Below are 12,107 nucleotides of genomic sequence, written 5' to 3' on the forward strand. Positions count from 1 at the left end.
CTGCCCGAGGTTCACCAGCGGCGCGCCCCCGGCGCCGAGGCCGCGAGCCGCACGCTGAGCGGCACCCTGGGGGTGTTCCCCGGCTCACCGCCGCCACCCGAGCGCACGGCCACGCTGAACTGGCTGGTCAACGGGTTCGTGCAGGACGTCTCGGGCGTGGCGCACGCCGTGCTGGTGTCCGCAGACGGACTGCTCGTCGCGGCCGACGAGACGTTGCCGCGCGAACGGGCGGACCAGCTGGCGGCCATCGCGGCGGGGTTGCACAGCCTGTCGCTCGGCACCGCGGAGCTGTTCACGGCGGGGCGGGTGGTGCAGTCGGTGATCGAGATGGAGCAGGGGTTCCTGCTGCTGATGAGCGTCGGCGACGGCTCCAACCTGGTCGTGCTGGCCACGACCGGCTGCGACATCGGGCTCGTCGGTTACGAGATGACGATGCTGGTCGAGCGGGTCGGGCAGAAGGTGGACGTGCCCGCGCGTGAGATGCCGGTGGCTCAGGACCGCCTGTGACGGAGTACCCGCCGTTCGGCCCGGCCGGAGAGGAGCCGCGCCACGCCCCGTCGCTCGCGCGGCCCTACTCCTGGACCGAGGGCCGGACGGCGCCGGTGGTCGAGATCGCCGTCGAGGCGCTCGTGGAGACGACGGCCGCCGGCCGGACCGAGGCCTACCACTCGACGAGTGCGCTGGCCCAGGTCATGGAGCTGTGCGCCCGCCCCCGGTCGCTGATGGAGATCGCCGCGCTGCTGGTGCTGCCGCTCGGCGTGGTCCGCGTGCTCGTCGCGGACCTGATGGAGGACAGGCTGGTCATCGTCCGCGACACCCTTTCGGACACGTCGTCCTGGGGCGAGCGCCACGACCTGATGGAACGCGTGCTGCACGGCTTGAAGGATCTTTGACCCCGGCCGTGCCCCGGAGGAAGGACTGACCCATGGACCACGCGGAGAACTTCGCGCTGGGGCGCTGGCTGCTCGTGCTCGCCTACCTCACCTCGGTGGTCGGCTGCGTGCTCGGTCTCGCCTGCGCCGTGCAGGCCCGGCACGCCGCGGACCCGCGTCACCGTCTGCGGTGGCTGGTCCTGGCGGCGGTGTCGATCGGCGGTGTCGGCATCTGGCTGATGCACTTCGTCGCCATGCTCGGCTTCAGCACGCCGGGGATGCCGGTGCGCTACGACGTCTTCCGCACCGTGCTGTCGGCGCTGCTGGCGGTCGCGGCGGTGTTCGTCGGGCTGCTGGTGGCGGGCAGCCAGGCCCGGATCGGCTGGCGGCTGCTGCTCGGCGGCCTCATCACCGGGCTCGCGGTCAACGTCATGCACTACACGGGCATGTCGGCCCTGCGCGTGAAGGGCGGCTTCACCTACGACACGCCGCTGGTGGTGCTGTCGGTGGTCATCGCCGTGGTCGCCGCGACGGCCGCGCTCTGGTTCGCGATCGTCCTGAACCGCCTGGTGCTGCGCGTGGCCGCCGGGTTCGTGATGGCCGTCGCCGTCACCGGCATGCACTACACGGGCATGGCCGCGGTGCGGATGCAGATGGACATGTCCGCCCCGGACCCGGCGGGCACCGAGGTGTTCTCGTTCCTGTTCCCGGTGTTCGTCCTCGCGGCGATCGCGATGGCGGTGCCGCTGTGCGCCGTCCTGATCGCGCCGGCCGTCGGGACCGCCGCCGAGCGGCCCGTCAAGGCGGAGGAAGCCCTGGTAGCCCGCTGACCTGCGCGTTGCAGGTCAGCGCAAGGAATCCGCACGGTCCTCGCGGCAGCCTGACCCGGCGCTCCGATCCGCGGAGCCGGGAACGGGGAGGTTTCCGATGGGCCGAGTACGAGGGATGAGCAGGGCGCCGAGCCGGGCACCGGTCCGCTGACGCGCGAGCGACGCCGCCGCGTGCGGGGGAGGACGTTGCTGCCGGCCGTTCTGGTGGTTTTCGCGCTGGACACGCCGGTGCCGGCCGAGGCCGCGACGCCGGCCTGCGCGACCGGCTGCGCGTGGTCCTGGCGCACGGTCTCGGTGCGCCGGATCGGGACCGCGTGCGTCCCCGGCCCGCAGGGGTGCGTCCGGGCCGTCGTGACGACGACCGTGGTGTTCGACGTGGCCGCTTTCCGATCGCCGAAGGGTGCCGAACGTCGTCGTTGATCGCTATGAACGGGGTGTATAAACGGCCGTCATACACACTGTGTATAGTCCTCGGCATGTCGATCGGACTGACTCTGCTCGGGCTCCTCGAAGGCGGCCCACGCCACGGTTACGACCTGAAGCGCGCCTACGACGACCGCTTCGGGCACGACCGTCAGGTCCACTACGGGCAGGTCTATTCGACCCTCGCGCGGCTCCTCAAACAGGGGCTCGTCGAGGCCGACGGCGTCGAGGTCGACGGCGGGCCCGAGCGGAAGCGGTACGCGATCACCGAGGCCGGGGTCGCCGACGTCGCGGGCTGGCTCGCCACCGCGGAAAAGCCCGACGCGTACCTGCAGAACACGCTCTACACCAAGGTCGTGCTCGCGCTGCTGTCCGGCCGGCCCGCGTCGGAGGTCCTCGACGTCCAGCGCTCGGCGCACCTCGACGCGATGCGCGAGCTGACCCGGCGCAAGACCCGGGGTGACCTCGTCGACCAGCTGATCTGCGACCACGCGCTGTTCCACCTGGAGGCCGACCTCCGCTGGCTGGAACTGACCGCCGCCCGGCTCGACCAGCTGGCGAAGGAGATCGCGTGACCGGCGTCCTGCTCGAAGCCACCGATCTCCGGAAGACGTACGGCCCGACGGAAGCGCTCGCCGCGGCGAGCCTGCGGGTGCGGGCCGGGGAGGTCGTCGCGCTGATGGGGCCGTCCGGGTCGGGCAAGTCGACGCTGCTGCACTGCCTGGCCGGGATCGTCCGGCCCGACGCCGGAGCGGTCCGCTACGAGGGCGCCGACCTGGCCGGGCTGACCGACCGTGCCCGCTCCGCCCTGCGCCGCACCGACTTCGGGTTCGTCTTCCAGTTCGGCCAGCTCGTCCCGGAGCTGACCTGCCTGGAGAACGTCTCCTTGCCACTGCGGTTGAACGGTCAGCGCGGGCGCGTCGCCGCTGAGCGCGGCCGGGAGCTGCTGGGCGAGCTCGGCCTGCTGGAGATCGCCGGGAAGCGGCCAGGGGAGGTGTCCGGCGGGCAGGGCCAGCGCGTCGCCGTGGCCCGCGCCCTGGTGACCGGCCCCCGGGTCGTCTTCGCCGACGAACCGACCGGCGCCCTGGACTCGCTCAACGGCGAGCAGGTCATGCAGCTGCTGACGTCGGCGGCCCGCGAGCGGAACACCGCGATCGTCCTGGTGACGCACGAACCCCGCGTCGCGGCCTACTCGGACCGCGAGGTCGTCGTCCGCGACGGCCGCACCCGGCAGCTCGAGGCGACCCGATGATCCGGCGCTGGTGCGACGACCTGTGGCTCGGGATGCGGCTCGCGCTCGGTGGCGGCGGGGCCCGCACGGCCCTGACGCGGCTCGCGCTCACAGCGGCCGGGGTCGGCCTCGGCGTCGCCGTCCTGCTGACCGCGACGTCGGTGCCGCACCTGCTCGGCGCCCGGGAAGACCGGGCGGCCGCGCGGATGGGGGCCGCGGGCGCCGCGACCGTGCCCGGAGTCGACCCGGTCTACGCCGTCAAGCTGGTGGACGAGTTCCATGGCCAGGGCCTGCAGGGCGTCCTCGTGCAGCCGACCGGGCCGCGCGCTCCCGCGTTTCCCGGGGTGGGCGTGCTGCCGAAACCCGGTGAAGCGGTGTTGTCGCCGGCGCTCGCCGACCTCCTGGCGTCGCCGGCGGGGGAGGAGCTGCGGGGGCGGTTCCCGCAGCCCGTGATCGGCACCATCGGCGACGCCGGGCTGACCGGCCCGAACGAGCTGTACTTCTACCTCGGGTCCGCGACCGCCGCCGCGCAGCCGGCCGCGGTCGCGGTGAACCGCGTCGGCGGGCCGCTCACCGGCCACCGCGACCTGACCGCGCTGGAGCTGCTGCTGGTCGTGGTCGGGGCGACGACCTGCCTCGTCCCGGTTGTCGTCTTCGTGGTCGCCAGCACCCGGCTCGCCGCGGCGTCGCGGGACCGGCGGCTCGCGGCGCTGCGCCTGGTCGGCGCCGACCGCGGCCAGGTGGTGCGGATCGCCGCGGGGGAGGCGCTGCTCGGCGCGCTCGCCGGGCTCGTGGCGGGCGGGGTCCTGTTCCTGGTGGTGCGCGCGCTCGTCCCGCTGATCACCGTGTCCGCCTTCCGCGGCGGCATCTTCGGCGAAGACGTCGTGCCCGACTGGCGGCTCGGCGTGCCGATCGCGGTGCTGCTGCCGGTGCTGGCGTGCGCGGTGGCCGCGTTCGCGCTGCGGCGGGTCGTCATCGAGCCGCTCGGCGTGGTGCGGCGCGGGATCCAGGCCCCGCGGAAGTTCTGGTGGCGGCCCCTGCCCGCGGTCGTGGGCGTGGTCCTGTTGGCGACCCGTTGGGAGAAGGTGTCGGCCGACGCCGGCGACCCGGCGGTGATCGGCGGGGTGGTCCTGCTCCTGATGACCGTCCCGCTGGTGCTGCCGTGGCTGGTCGAGCGGGTCGCGGGCCGGCTGCGCGGCGGTTCGCCCGCTTGGCTGCTGGCCGTCCGCCGGCTGCAGGTGGACAGCGCGACGGCGGCGCGCCTGGTGAGCGGCATCGCCGTGGTACTGGCCGGATCGATTGCCCTGCAAGGGGTTTACGTCCGCGCCGAGAGCGACCACCTCGACCCGGGAAGCGTCCGGGTGCTGGCGAGCAACTTCGCGTCGAGCCTCACCGACGTCCAGGTGTTCGCCGCCGCCGTCCAGGAGCTGCCGGGAGCGCGTGGCGTCCCGGTGACGACCTCGGGCACGCTGGTGAACGCGGCCGGCGCGGAGACCCAGCTCATCCTAGGAAGCTGCGCCGAACTGCGGTCCGAAGGAGCACCGGGGGACTGCCGCGACGGCGACGTGTTCGCCGTCGGAACCCCCGAAGCGAACGCCTACCACCCGGCCCCGGGCGACCGAACCTGGTTCGCCGGCGCCCGGCGCGCCGACCCAGGCGTCCCACCACAGTGGACGGTCCCGGCGGACCGCTTCCGCGCCATATCAACAGAACACCCGGCGGCCCTGCTGGCCACCCCGGCCGCACTGGCCCCGGCGACAAGCGTCGGGCTGATCTCGAACATCACGATCCCCGCGGCCGGCCCGGACGTGGTGGAGCAGCTGCGCAACACGGTCGGACAACTGGGCTGGAACGGCATAGTCTCCTCGGTCGGCACAGAACGCGACGGCACGTACGCGCTGATCACCCGCGTGCTGTCGGTGGGCTCGATCCTGGTGCTGCTGCTGGCCGCGGGCAGCCTGATGATCGCAGCCTGGGAGCAACTGAGAGAACGACGCCGCAGCCTGGCTGCCCTGATGGCCAACGGCGTCGGACGTGGCGTACTGGCCCGCTCACTGCTGTGGCAGATGGCAATCCCGGTCGCGGTGGGCGTGGTCATCGCGGTGATCGAAGGAATCGCCCTGGACTGGCTGCTGCTGAGGTCAGTGGGACACCGCGAGCTGGCGGTCGACATCTCGGCAATCCTGTTCCTGACCGCAACAGCGGCAATAGCAGTACTGGCCGTAACAGCGGTAACCCTCCCAGCCCTCTGGCGGACGACAAGCCTGGAACAGCTAAGGGAGGAATGACCGGGGGCATGGCTTCGTTAGGGCTCGTCGACTCCGGCCAGCTCCACGGCTGTGCGGGCGACATCCGGCCCGGCGACGTCCGCGACGACGATGCCGCGGTTCATCTGGTAGCGGACCAGACCTGCGCTTTCGGGGGTCCGCGCGGCTTCGCGGAGGTACTGCAGGAGCCACCGAGCGCGGCGACGGCGGCTTCGAGGGCCTGTACGGGCTCCGAACCGGCAAACCCGTACAGGCTTGGCAGGGCCTCGGTGGTTACTGGTTTCGGCCTGCCGTGACGCCGCCGTCGACGTCCCAGATCGCGCCGGTGACCCAGCCCGCCTGGTCGGAGAGGAGGAAGGTGACCACGGCGGAGACGTCCTCGGTGGTGCCGATCCGGCCGATCGGGTGGAAGTCGTTGAATCCCGCCAGGACGGTGTCGACCTCGGCCGGTGGGATGAAGCCCTCGTAGATGGGGGTGGCGACCACGGCCGGGGAGATGGCGTTGACCCGGATCTTGTGGGTGGCCAGCTCCAGGGCGAGGTGCTGGGTCAGGGCGTGCAGGCCGGCCTTGGCCATCGAGTACGCCGATGACGGGGTCGCGGCGATGGCCTGCTTCGCCCACATGCTGCCGATGTTGACGATGGCGCCACCGCGGCCGCTGGTCACCATGTTCTGCGCCACGGTCTGGGTGATCAGGAAGGTGGCCTTGTTCAGGTCCAGGTAGGCGTCGTAGTCGGCGGGGGTGTGTTCGAGGAACGGCAGCGGCCTGAACACGCCTGCCGCGTTGACGAGCAACGTCGTGTCGGCGTGCTGGCCGGTCAGTTCCTCGCGCACCCGCGTCACCTCGGCGGGATCGCGCAGGTCGGCGGTGATGCCCCAGGCCTGTCCGTGGGCGGCCAGGTCGGCCACGGTCTTCTCGACCCGCTCGGGGCGGGAACCGATGACGACCGCGCTGCCGCCGCGGGTGACGACGTCCTCGGCGATCTGACGGCCCATGCCGCTGCTGCCGCCGACTACGACGAGCTTGCGACCGGTGAAGTCCTGTCCCATGGTGTTTCTCCTCATCTGACTACCTACTAGTTGGAAGGTTGAGTGGTCATGCGAAAAAGTGTTGCGGTGGTGCGTTTTCAGAGCAGGGCGTCGACCAGGGTCGCCGCCACCGACCGGACCACATCGCGGTCCCGTCCGGCGTCGCCGTCCGGTTGCCCGTGAGCGCGGGCCAGGAGCAGTGCTCCCTCCAGGGACGCCAGGTAAGCCTCGGCCGCCGCACCGGTCCGGGTGGCGGGCATGCCCGCCTCGGCCAGCACGCCGGCCACCCATTGCCGCTGATCGGCGAAGAACGCGTCCGTCGCCTGCCGTACCTGAACGGGCAGGCTCTCCGCGTCCACGGCGAAGACGCCGCAGAGGCAGATGCGGCCGCCTTGGGCAAAGGTCTCGGCGTACAGCCCGGCGTAACCCACCAGGCGCTGCCGCGCGCCCGCCGCGTCGTCGTCGACTTCCTTCCGCGCTACGGCGAACCGTTCCCGATAGCGCGCGATCAGCGCCTCGGCCAGTGCGGCTTTGGTGGGGAAGTGGTGGTGGATGCTCGGCTTCGTGATGGACAGCTCGGCACTGATGTCGGCGTAGGAGAAGCCGTTGTACCCCCGAACCTGCACCAGCGTCTGGGCGCTGTCCAGGATCCGATCCGCTGTCGTGGTCACGCGATATTTCTACCTTCTAGTTGGTAGGGAGTCAAGGTGAGTCGCCAGCCGGCAGCCGGTCAGTCGATCGGGTAGCCGGTTGCGGCGACGCGATCCGCGACGGTCGCCAGGGTGGTGGTGGAGTTGAGCGCGGTCACGACGTTCGCGGTCAGCGGGTGCCCGGCGTAGATGTGGCGCACCGCGTCGAGGTCGATCGGCCTTTCGTAGTAAGCCTGCGCCCACTCCCGGAATGCCCTGGGTGTGCCGTCGGTCAGCAGGGCGAACAGCCAGTCGGCCCCGTCGTCGCCCTTGTCGGGGAACGCGATGACGCCGTGCTGCCAGAGGGTGTCGCCGTGCTCACGCCACAGGCACACCGTGACGTACGGCGTGCCGTACTCGTCGGAGAACGCCGGTTCCGCCACACACTTCCGGAATACTTCGGGCACTGCGTCGAGAACACCGGGCCACGGTTCCTCGTCGTCGGTGGCGTAGGGACTCATCGGCGACTCGTGGTCGAAACCGCGCACGTACGCCCCCGCGGCCGTGAACACGACGGAGTATTCGTTGCCCGCGCCGTCCCGCATGGAGGCCAGTTCCTCACCAGGCGCCCAGGCGGTGTCGTAGAGGTGGTACCGGTCTTCGCTGCCGGGGCTCAGCACGACGTCCAACGCGGCCAGCGCACGGCACAGCGCGCGCAGGTCGGTGATGGCGGGCAGGCGACGAGCGAGGTCGTACACGGTCACCTCGATATCCAAGCAGACAGCCCGAACGTGCTGGGGCACAGACGGAAGCAGGGACAGCGCGGTTACGCGGTCAGGTTGGCGACGACGAGGGCGGCGATCTTCTGCGCGGCACCGCAGGGGTCGTGCTGCCACGGGCCGGCTTCGGGCTGGTCGGCGGTGGCGGCGCTGATGTGGACGAGGGTGCTGTTGTCGGCGGCGAGTGCGAGGGTGCAGCCGCGCGGGCCGTCGGCTTGCTTGCTGGGGACGTTCTCGTCGATGGCGACGATGACGGCCGGGTAGATGGTCTCGACGGTGATCGGCTCCCAGTGGTTGCCGGTGTCGTGGCCGAGGGTGTGCTCTTGGTACAGGATTTGCAGGCTGTCGCCCAGGTTCGAGGTGCTGACCTTGGCGACGGCGCCGAACGTGGTGACACACCGGTTGCCGTCGCGGCTGCGTTCACCGCCGGTGAAGCCGAGGGCGGTGAGCTGCTCGACCGTGACCGCGGCGCACGGATCGGCCCGGAACCGGCCGGCTCCGCTCATCCCGACCCCGGGGATCGGCGGGACCGACACCGACGGCTGCGCCGGAACCGGCGGCCGGCCGGACGAGCAGCCGGCACTCAGCCCCAAGACCAGCAGGGCGGCGACGACAGCGCAGCGGGTGCGGTGATGGGTCATGAGTGGGTGGCTCCCGGCTTGACCTGCCAGCGGGCCGGATCGTCGATGACGTCGTTGCTGTCGCCGACGTCGGGCAAGGTGGCGAAGTTGGCTTCGATGACGGACAGCTGAAGACGGTTGCCGAGCTGCTTTCCGATGTCGGTCATCAATCCACCGAGCAGGGTCAGGCAGTCGGTCCAGAACGTCGCGAACGCGGAGTTGACCGCATCGGCGATGTCCTTGAACTCGATGACGGCTAGCGGGGGCATCGCCGTCGACACCCCGATGGCGATGCCGATCTTCCCGCCGAGCTGAGCGAGGTTGATCGCGCATTTGCCGATGGTCGTGAGCAGAGTCTTGTAGGTTTCGATGATCGTCTGGGCGATGGCGGACATCGTGTTGGTCAGGCTGATCAGCGAGTTCTGGTTCTGCCCCAGGATGGTCACGGCCTTGTCGGCGTAAGCGCCGAACTGATCGGCGGCGTCGCCGTGCCAGGCTTTCGACAAGGTCAGCTGGGCATCGCTGAGCTGATTGGCCGCGTCCGACAGGGACGACTCATTGGCGAACCTGTCGGCGAGCTGCAGAACTTTGCCGATGTCACCGGCGACGAACACGCGGAGCTTGTCCAGCAAGGTCACGATGCCGTGCGCACCGATGAACTCGGCCCAGTGGCGGATCGTCGCGTCGGAGTCGGTGGGGTAGGGCAGGCCCGCCTGAGGTGTCGTGACCGGCGCCGGCGGGCCCGTCGTCCACGGCGTGGGCATGTCGCTCACGGAAGGCCTCCTTCGAGCTTCTTGAGCCGCTCGTACTCGGCGGCGTCCTGCTGTTCGTAATAGGAGGCGGCGGTCTGCAGAGCCCGAGAAAGCTGCTGCAGCGTCTCGGCGTTCTTCGCCGAAACCCCGCGGATGGTCTCGATGGCCCGGTTGTACTGCTCGGCCGTTCCCGCGCCGTGGATGTCGGGCATGATCGTGGTCAACGTCCCGGGCAAGCCCAGATCGAACTCGCCGAGCAGGGTCCCGGCGAGATCCGTCCGGGCGAACGTGGTGACCAGGTCGGCGGCACCGGCGACGTCATCGGCGGCTTTGCGCAAGGCTTCGGGGTAGACCCGGTAGCCGCGGCCGGAGATGTCGTTGGGGTCGAAGGTCATGCCAGCCCCGTTTCGGTGACGAACGCGGCGACGGTGTCGCCGCGTTGCCGATCGGCTCGGTTTTCGGCGTCCCGGATGCCCTGCAGCAGGGTGCGGGCCAGGGCGTCGGCGGAGTACTGGTGCAGCTCGGCGACGTCGAGGGTCACCGCGGTCAGGTCGCCGGCTCCGGACACGGTCACCGAGCCCAGTTCTCCCGGCAGCCGCCACTGCAGCGGAGCTTGTTCGGCGCCGTGAGCGGTCTGCGCGACCGCGGCCACGGCGGCGTCGATCTCCCGCGCGAGGCTGTACAGCTCGTCCTGGTAGTTCACCAGCGTCCCCGTTCCTCGTTTTCGCCGCTGTCGCCGAGGAAGTCGAGGTTCTCGAAGTTCTCCTCCTCGACCTCCACCCGCCGGGGACGTGCGGACGCCGGCGAAAGGTTCGGCTGGACCGGGTCCGGTCGCGTGCGGTCGTCGTGGGCGGGGCCGACCCGGTGGTCGACGGCGACGCCGCTTGGTGGCGGGGCTGGAGCGGGCCGCCACACCTGGTCCTTGTCCAGGACCGCGCGCATCTTCGCGGTGGCCACAGTGGTGGCTTGCCGACGTGCGGCCGCCACGGCCTCCACCACGTCCGGTCCGACCGTATGCGGGTGGGCGCCGCGCATCGCCGCGGTGCTGATCTTGAGATCCAAGAGCCGGCCGTGGCCGCTCACGGCCGCGGTCACCGCGCCGTCGCGGGACTGGCCGGTGAACCGGACCCGCCTCAGTTCCTCGTCCAGTTCCGCGGCCTGTCGTCGCATTGTGTCCGCGCTGAAAACCACGTCGGTGTCGCCTCCCCACGTTCCCGACACGCACTTCCGAGGTCGACACCCGCGGCCGTCACTGGTGGTCGCGGGCCGGTCACCCCATGCGGGCCAGCGTAGCCGATCGGGACTCCTGTCGACGGCACTTTGCCCACCACCGCGCCCTGAAGATGACAGGCAGCGAGCGGCCGTCACCCGCGTAACACGGGGGCGCGGTCGCCGACTTACTGACGACCAGGCCACTTGTCCCGTGAAGGAATCGTTGTGTCGCAGCGCGAGATCGAACTGGTCGTCGGCTCGACTTCGACCGGCTTGACCGGCCGGCGATCCGGGTGAGCCAGGCACCCGAGCGCGCTCGGCGCGGCGTGCCGCGGATCGAGGTCAGGTTCGACATCGACGCGGACAGCACGGTGCAGGTGACCGTGAAGGACTTGGCCAGAGGCAAGGGCCAGTGCGTGCTGATCGACGCGGACGCGGCCCGCGTGGTGGCGCAGCCGGATCCGCACGCGGCCTTGATCCCGGTCGTCGCGGATTCTGGGCCCACGGTGAAGCGCTGACGCAGGAGCCGCTGGGACGGCGGGCGACGGTCGCTCAAGGGCGGTTCGGGGCGGCCAAGGCGGTGGTGAGGAAGTCCTGGGCGACTTCGCGCAGCTTCAGGTTCTTCTCCTGTGATGCCTTGACCAGCAGGTCGAAGGCGTCGCCGGCCGGGATTTGGTGTAGGGCCATCAAGATGCCCTTCGCCTGGTCGATCACCGCTCGGGAGGTCAGTGCGGTGCGTAGCTGTTCCATCGTCTCGCGGGCCGTCTGGTGTCGGCGGGTGCTGCGCAGTGCCGCTTCGGCGGCGGTGGTGTAGAGCGCCAGCAGGGCCCCGTCGAGCGCGCCGAAGCTGTTGCCGCCGGTGTCGTACAGGTTGAGTGAACCGTGGTACTCGCGGTCGATGAACAGCGGCGCGGACAGGTAGCCGAGCACAGCGGACTCGGCGGCGGCCGCGGCGAACTCGGGCCACTGCTGGGCTGCTTCGGTCACCTTGACCCGCTGGAGCTCGCCGGTCCGGGCGGCCTCCAGGCAGGGGCCTTGCCCGGCGTCGTACTGGGCCTGGTCGATGTGGTGCGCACTGTCACCGGTCGACGCCGCGGTGTAGGGGTTGCCCTCGCGCAGCAGGGTGATGCTGGCGAGTTCCGCGTCCGGCACGGCGTGCACGACCTGCTGGCACACCCGCTGCAGGACCACCGTCAGCGCTTCTTCCTCCTTGAAGGTGCCGGCCAGCCGGTCCAACGCGGTGGTGACGTCGTCCACTCGCCGTGCGGCGTCCCGCTCGTCAAGCAGGTTCTCGTCCATGGGGCGCTCCTTCGGGGGCAATGCGCTCGGTCTCGGGCGTGCGGGTACGCCGAAGACTAATCGTCCGATCGGCTGATCATCGAGCCGGGAAACGGCGGCGGTGTCACGTGATCCTCACGCGGTGGTGAGCCGTCGATCCGCCGTCCGAGGGGATTCTCGCGGGT

General features: G+C 70.8%; 17 protein-coding genes. 8 read left to right on the plus strand and 9 right to left on the minus strand.

Annotation, left to right across the window (positions count from 1 at the left end; genetic code table 11):
• The 7 genes from OG439_RS05335 (at position 1) to OG439_RS05365 (ending at position 5,644) form a co-directional block, all read left to right on the plus strand.
• Positions 1-507 (plus strand): roadblock/LC7 domain-containing protein, encoded by a 507-nt coding sequence (locus OG439_RS05335; RefSeq protein ID WP_326951494.1) that lies wholly within the window; start codon positions 1-3, stop codon positions 505-507.
• Positions 504-893, plus strand: a complete 390-nt coding sequence (locus OG439_RS05340) for a DUF742 domain-containing protein (protein WP_326948217.1) — start codon at positions 504-506, stop codon at positions 891-893. Before OG439_RS05335 ends, OG439_RS05340 begins: the two co-directional genes overlap by 4 nt.
• A 32-nt stretch (positions 894-925) precedes the next feature.
• A complete protein-coding gene (locus OG439_RS05345) occupies positions 926-1,702 on the plus strand; it encodes an MHYT domain-containing protein (protein WP_326948218.1) in 777 nt (258 codons plus the stop codon).
• A 186-nt stretch (positions 1,703-1,888) separates the two neighbouring features.
• Positions 1,889-2,122 carry a hypothetical protein gene (locus OG439_RS05350; protein ID WP_326948219.1) on the plus strand — a complete coding sequence of 78 codons (234 nt, stop codon included), beginning with the start codon at positions 1,889-1,891 and terminating at the stop codon, positions 2,120-2,122.
• Between the two features lie 56 nt (positions 2,123-2,178).
• Entirely contained in the window at positions 2,179-2,700 is a 522-nt protein-coding gene (locus OG439_RS05355) for a PadR family transcriptional regulator (RefSeq protein ID WP_326948220.1), read from the plus strand.
• Positions 2,697-3,377: an ABC transporter ATP-binding protein gene (locus OG439_RS05360; protein ID WP_326948221.1), complete on the plus strand. Its 681-nt coding sequence runs from the start codon at positions 2,697-2,699 to the stop codon at positions 3,375-3,377. Before OG439_RS05355 ends, OG439_RS05360 begins: the two co-directional genes overlap by 4 nt.
• The gene (locus OG439_RS05365) at positions 3,374-5,644 is read left to right on the plus strand and encodes an FtsX-like permease family protein (protein ID WP_326948222.1); all 2,271 of its coding nucleotides are present in this window, start codon (positions 3,374-3,376) and stop codon (positions 5,642-5,644) included. The genes OG439_RS05360 and OG439_RS05365 overlap by 4 nt, the downstream gene beginning before the upstream one ends.
• Positions 5,645-5,896: 252 nt before the next feature.
• Here the strand turns inward: OG439_RS05365 and OG439_RS05370 are convergent, their stop codons facing one another.
• From OG439_RS05370 to OG439_RS05405, 8 genes are all read right to left on the minus strand, one after another.
• Entirely contained in the window at positions 5,897-6,673 is a 777-nt protein-coding gene (locus tag OG439_RS05370) for an SDR family NAD(P)-dependent oxidoreductase (RefSeq protein ID WP_326948223.1), read from the minus strand.
• 77 nt (positions 6,674-6,750) lie between these two features.
• Complete coding sequence (locus OG439_RS05375; RefSeq protein ID WP_326948224.1) at positions 6,751-7,323, minus strand: TetR/AcrR family transcriptional regulator; 573 nt, start codon at positions 7,321-7,323, stop codon at positions 6,751-6,753.
• A 59-nt stretch (positions 7,324-7,382) separates the two neighbouring features.
• On the minus strand, positions 7,383-8,045 hold the full coding sequence (locus OG439_RS05380; protein WP_326948225.1) for a hypothetical protein: 663 nt from the start codon (positions 8,043-8,045) through the stop codon (positions 7,383-7,385).
• Positions 8,046-8,107: 62 nt separating this feature from the next.
• Positions 8,108-8,701 (minus strand): DUF3558 family protein, encoded by a 594-nt coding sequence (locus tag OG439_RS05385; protein WP_326948227.1) that lies wholly within the window; start codon positions 8,699-8,701, stop codon positions 8,108-8,110.
• Positions 8,698-9,444 (minus strand): WXG100 family type VII secretion target, encoded by a 747-nt coding sequence (locus tag OG439_RS05390; protein WP_326951495.1) that lies wholly within the window; start codon positions 9,442-9,444, stop codon positions 8,698-8,700. Before OG439_RS05390 ends, OG439_RS05385 begins: the two co-directional genes overlap by 4 nt.
• 5 nt (positions 9,445-9,449) lie before the next feature.
• Positions 9,450-9,827 carry a hypothetical protein gene (locus OG439_RS05395; protein ID WP_326948228.1) on the minus strand — a complete coding sequence of 126 codons (378 nt, stop codon included), beginning with the start codon at positions 9,825-9,827 and terminating at the stop codon, positions 9,450-9,452.
• Positions 9,824-10,135: a hypothetical protein gene (locus tag OG439_RS05400; protein ID WP_326948229.1), complete on the minus strand. Its 312-nt coding sequence runs from the start codon at positions 10,133-10,135 to the stop codon at positions 9,824-9,826. Before OG439_RS05400 ends, OG439_RS05395 begins: the two co-directional genes overlap by 4 nt.
• Positions 10,132-10,602 (minus strand): YbaB/EbfC family nucleoid-associated protein, encoded by a 471-nt coding sequence (locus tag OG439_RS05405; protein WP_326948230.1) that lies wholly within the window; start codon positions 10,600-10,602, stop codon positions 10,132-10,134. Before OG439_RS05405 ends, OG439_RS05400 begins: the two co-directional genes overlap by 4 nt.
• 335 nt (positions 10,603-10,937) lie before the next feature.
• On the opposite strand from OG439_RS05405, the gene OG439_RS05410 reads away from it, so the two are divergent.
• Positions 10,938-11,162, plus strand: coding sequence for an Hsp70 family protein (locus tag OG439_RS05410; RefSeq protein WP_326948231.1), 225 nt, complete (start codon positions 10,938-10,940; stop codon positions 11,160-11,162).
• Positions 11,163-11,196: 34 nt separating this feature from the next.
• Here OG439_RS05410 and OG439_RS05415 read toward each other — a convergent pair whose 3' ends face one another.
• Complete coding sequence (locus OG439_RS05415; RefSeq protein WP_326948232.1) at positions 11,197-11,943, minus strand: GAF and ANTAR domain-containing protein; 747 nt, start codon at positions 11,941-11,943, stop codon at positions 11,197-11,199.
• Positions 11,944-12,107: the final 164 nt, after the last annotated feature.

The sequence above is a fragment of the Amycolatopsis sp. NBC_01307 genome (assembly GCF_035975215.1).
Lineage (GTDB): Bacteria > Actinomycetota > Actinomycetes > Mycobacteriales > Pseudonocardiaceae > Amycolatopsis.

Bases quoted from the DNA above. Each gene is read 5' to 3' on its own strand.
- OG439_RS05345 (WP_326948218.1), top strand. From the start codon at position 926: ATGGACCACGCGGAGAACTTCGCGCTGGGGCGCTGGCTGCTCGTGCTC.
- OG439_RS05355 (WP_326948220.1), top strand. From the start codon at position 2,179: ATGTCGATCGGACTGACTCTGCTCGGGCTCCTCGAAGGCGGCCCACGC.
- OG439_RS05365 (WP_326948222.1), top strand. From the start codon at position 3,374: ATGATCCGGCGCTGGTGCGACGACCTGTGGCTCGGGATGCGGCTCGCG.
- OG439_RS05370 (WP_326948223.1), bottom strand. From the start codon at position 6,673: ATGGGACAGGACTTCACCGGTCGCAAGCTCGTCGTAGTCGGCGGCAGC.
- OG439_RS05385 (WP_326948227.1), bottom strand. From the start codon at position 8,701: ATGACCCATCACCGCACCCGCTGCGCTGTCGTCGCCGCCCTGCTGGTC.
- OG439_RS05390 (WP_326951495.1), bottom strand. From the start codon at position 9,444: ATGCCCACGCCGTGGACGACGGGCCCGCCGGCGCCGGTCACGACACCT.
- OG439_RS05395 (WP_326948228.1), bottom strand. From the start codon at position 9,827: ATGACCTTCGACCCCAACGACATCTCCGGCCGCGGCTACCGGGTCTAC.
- OG439_RS05405 (WP_326948230.1), bottom strand. From the start codon at position 10,602: ATGCGACGACAGGCCGCGGAACTGGACGAGGAACTGAGGCGGGTCCGG.
- OG439_RS05415 (WP_326948232.1), bottom strand. From the start codon at position 11,943: ATGGACGAGAACCTGCTTGACGAGCGGGACGCCGCACGGCGAGTGGAC.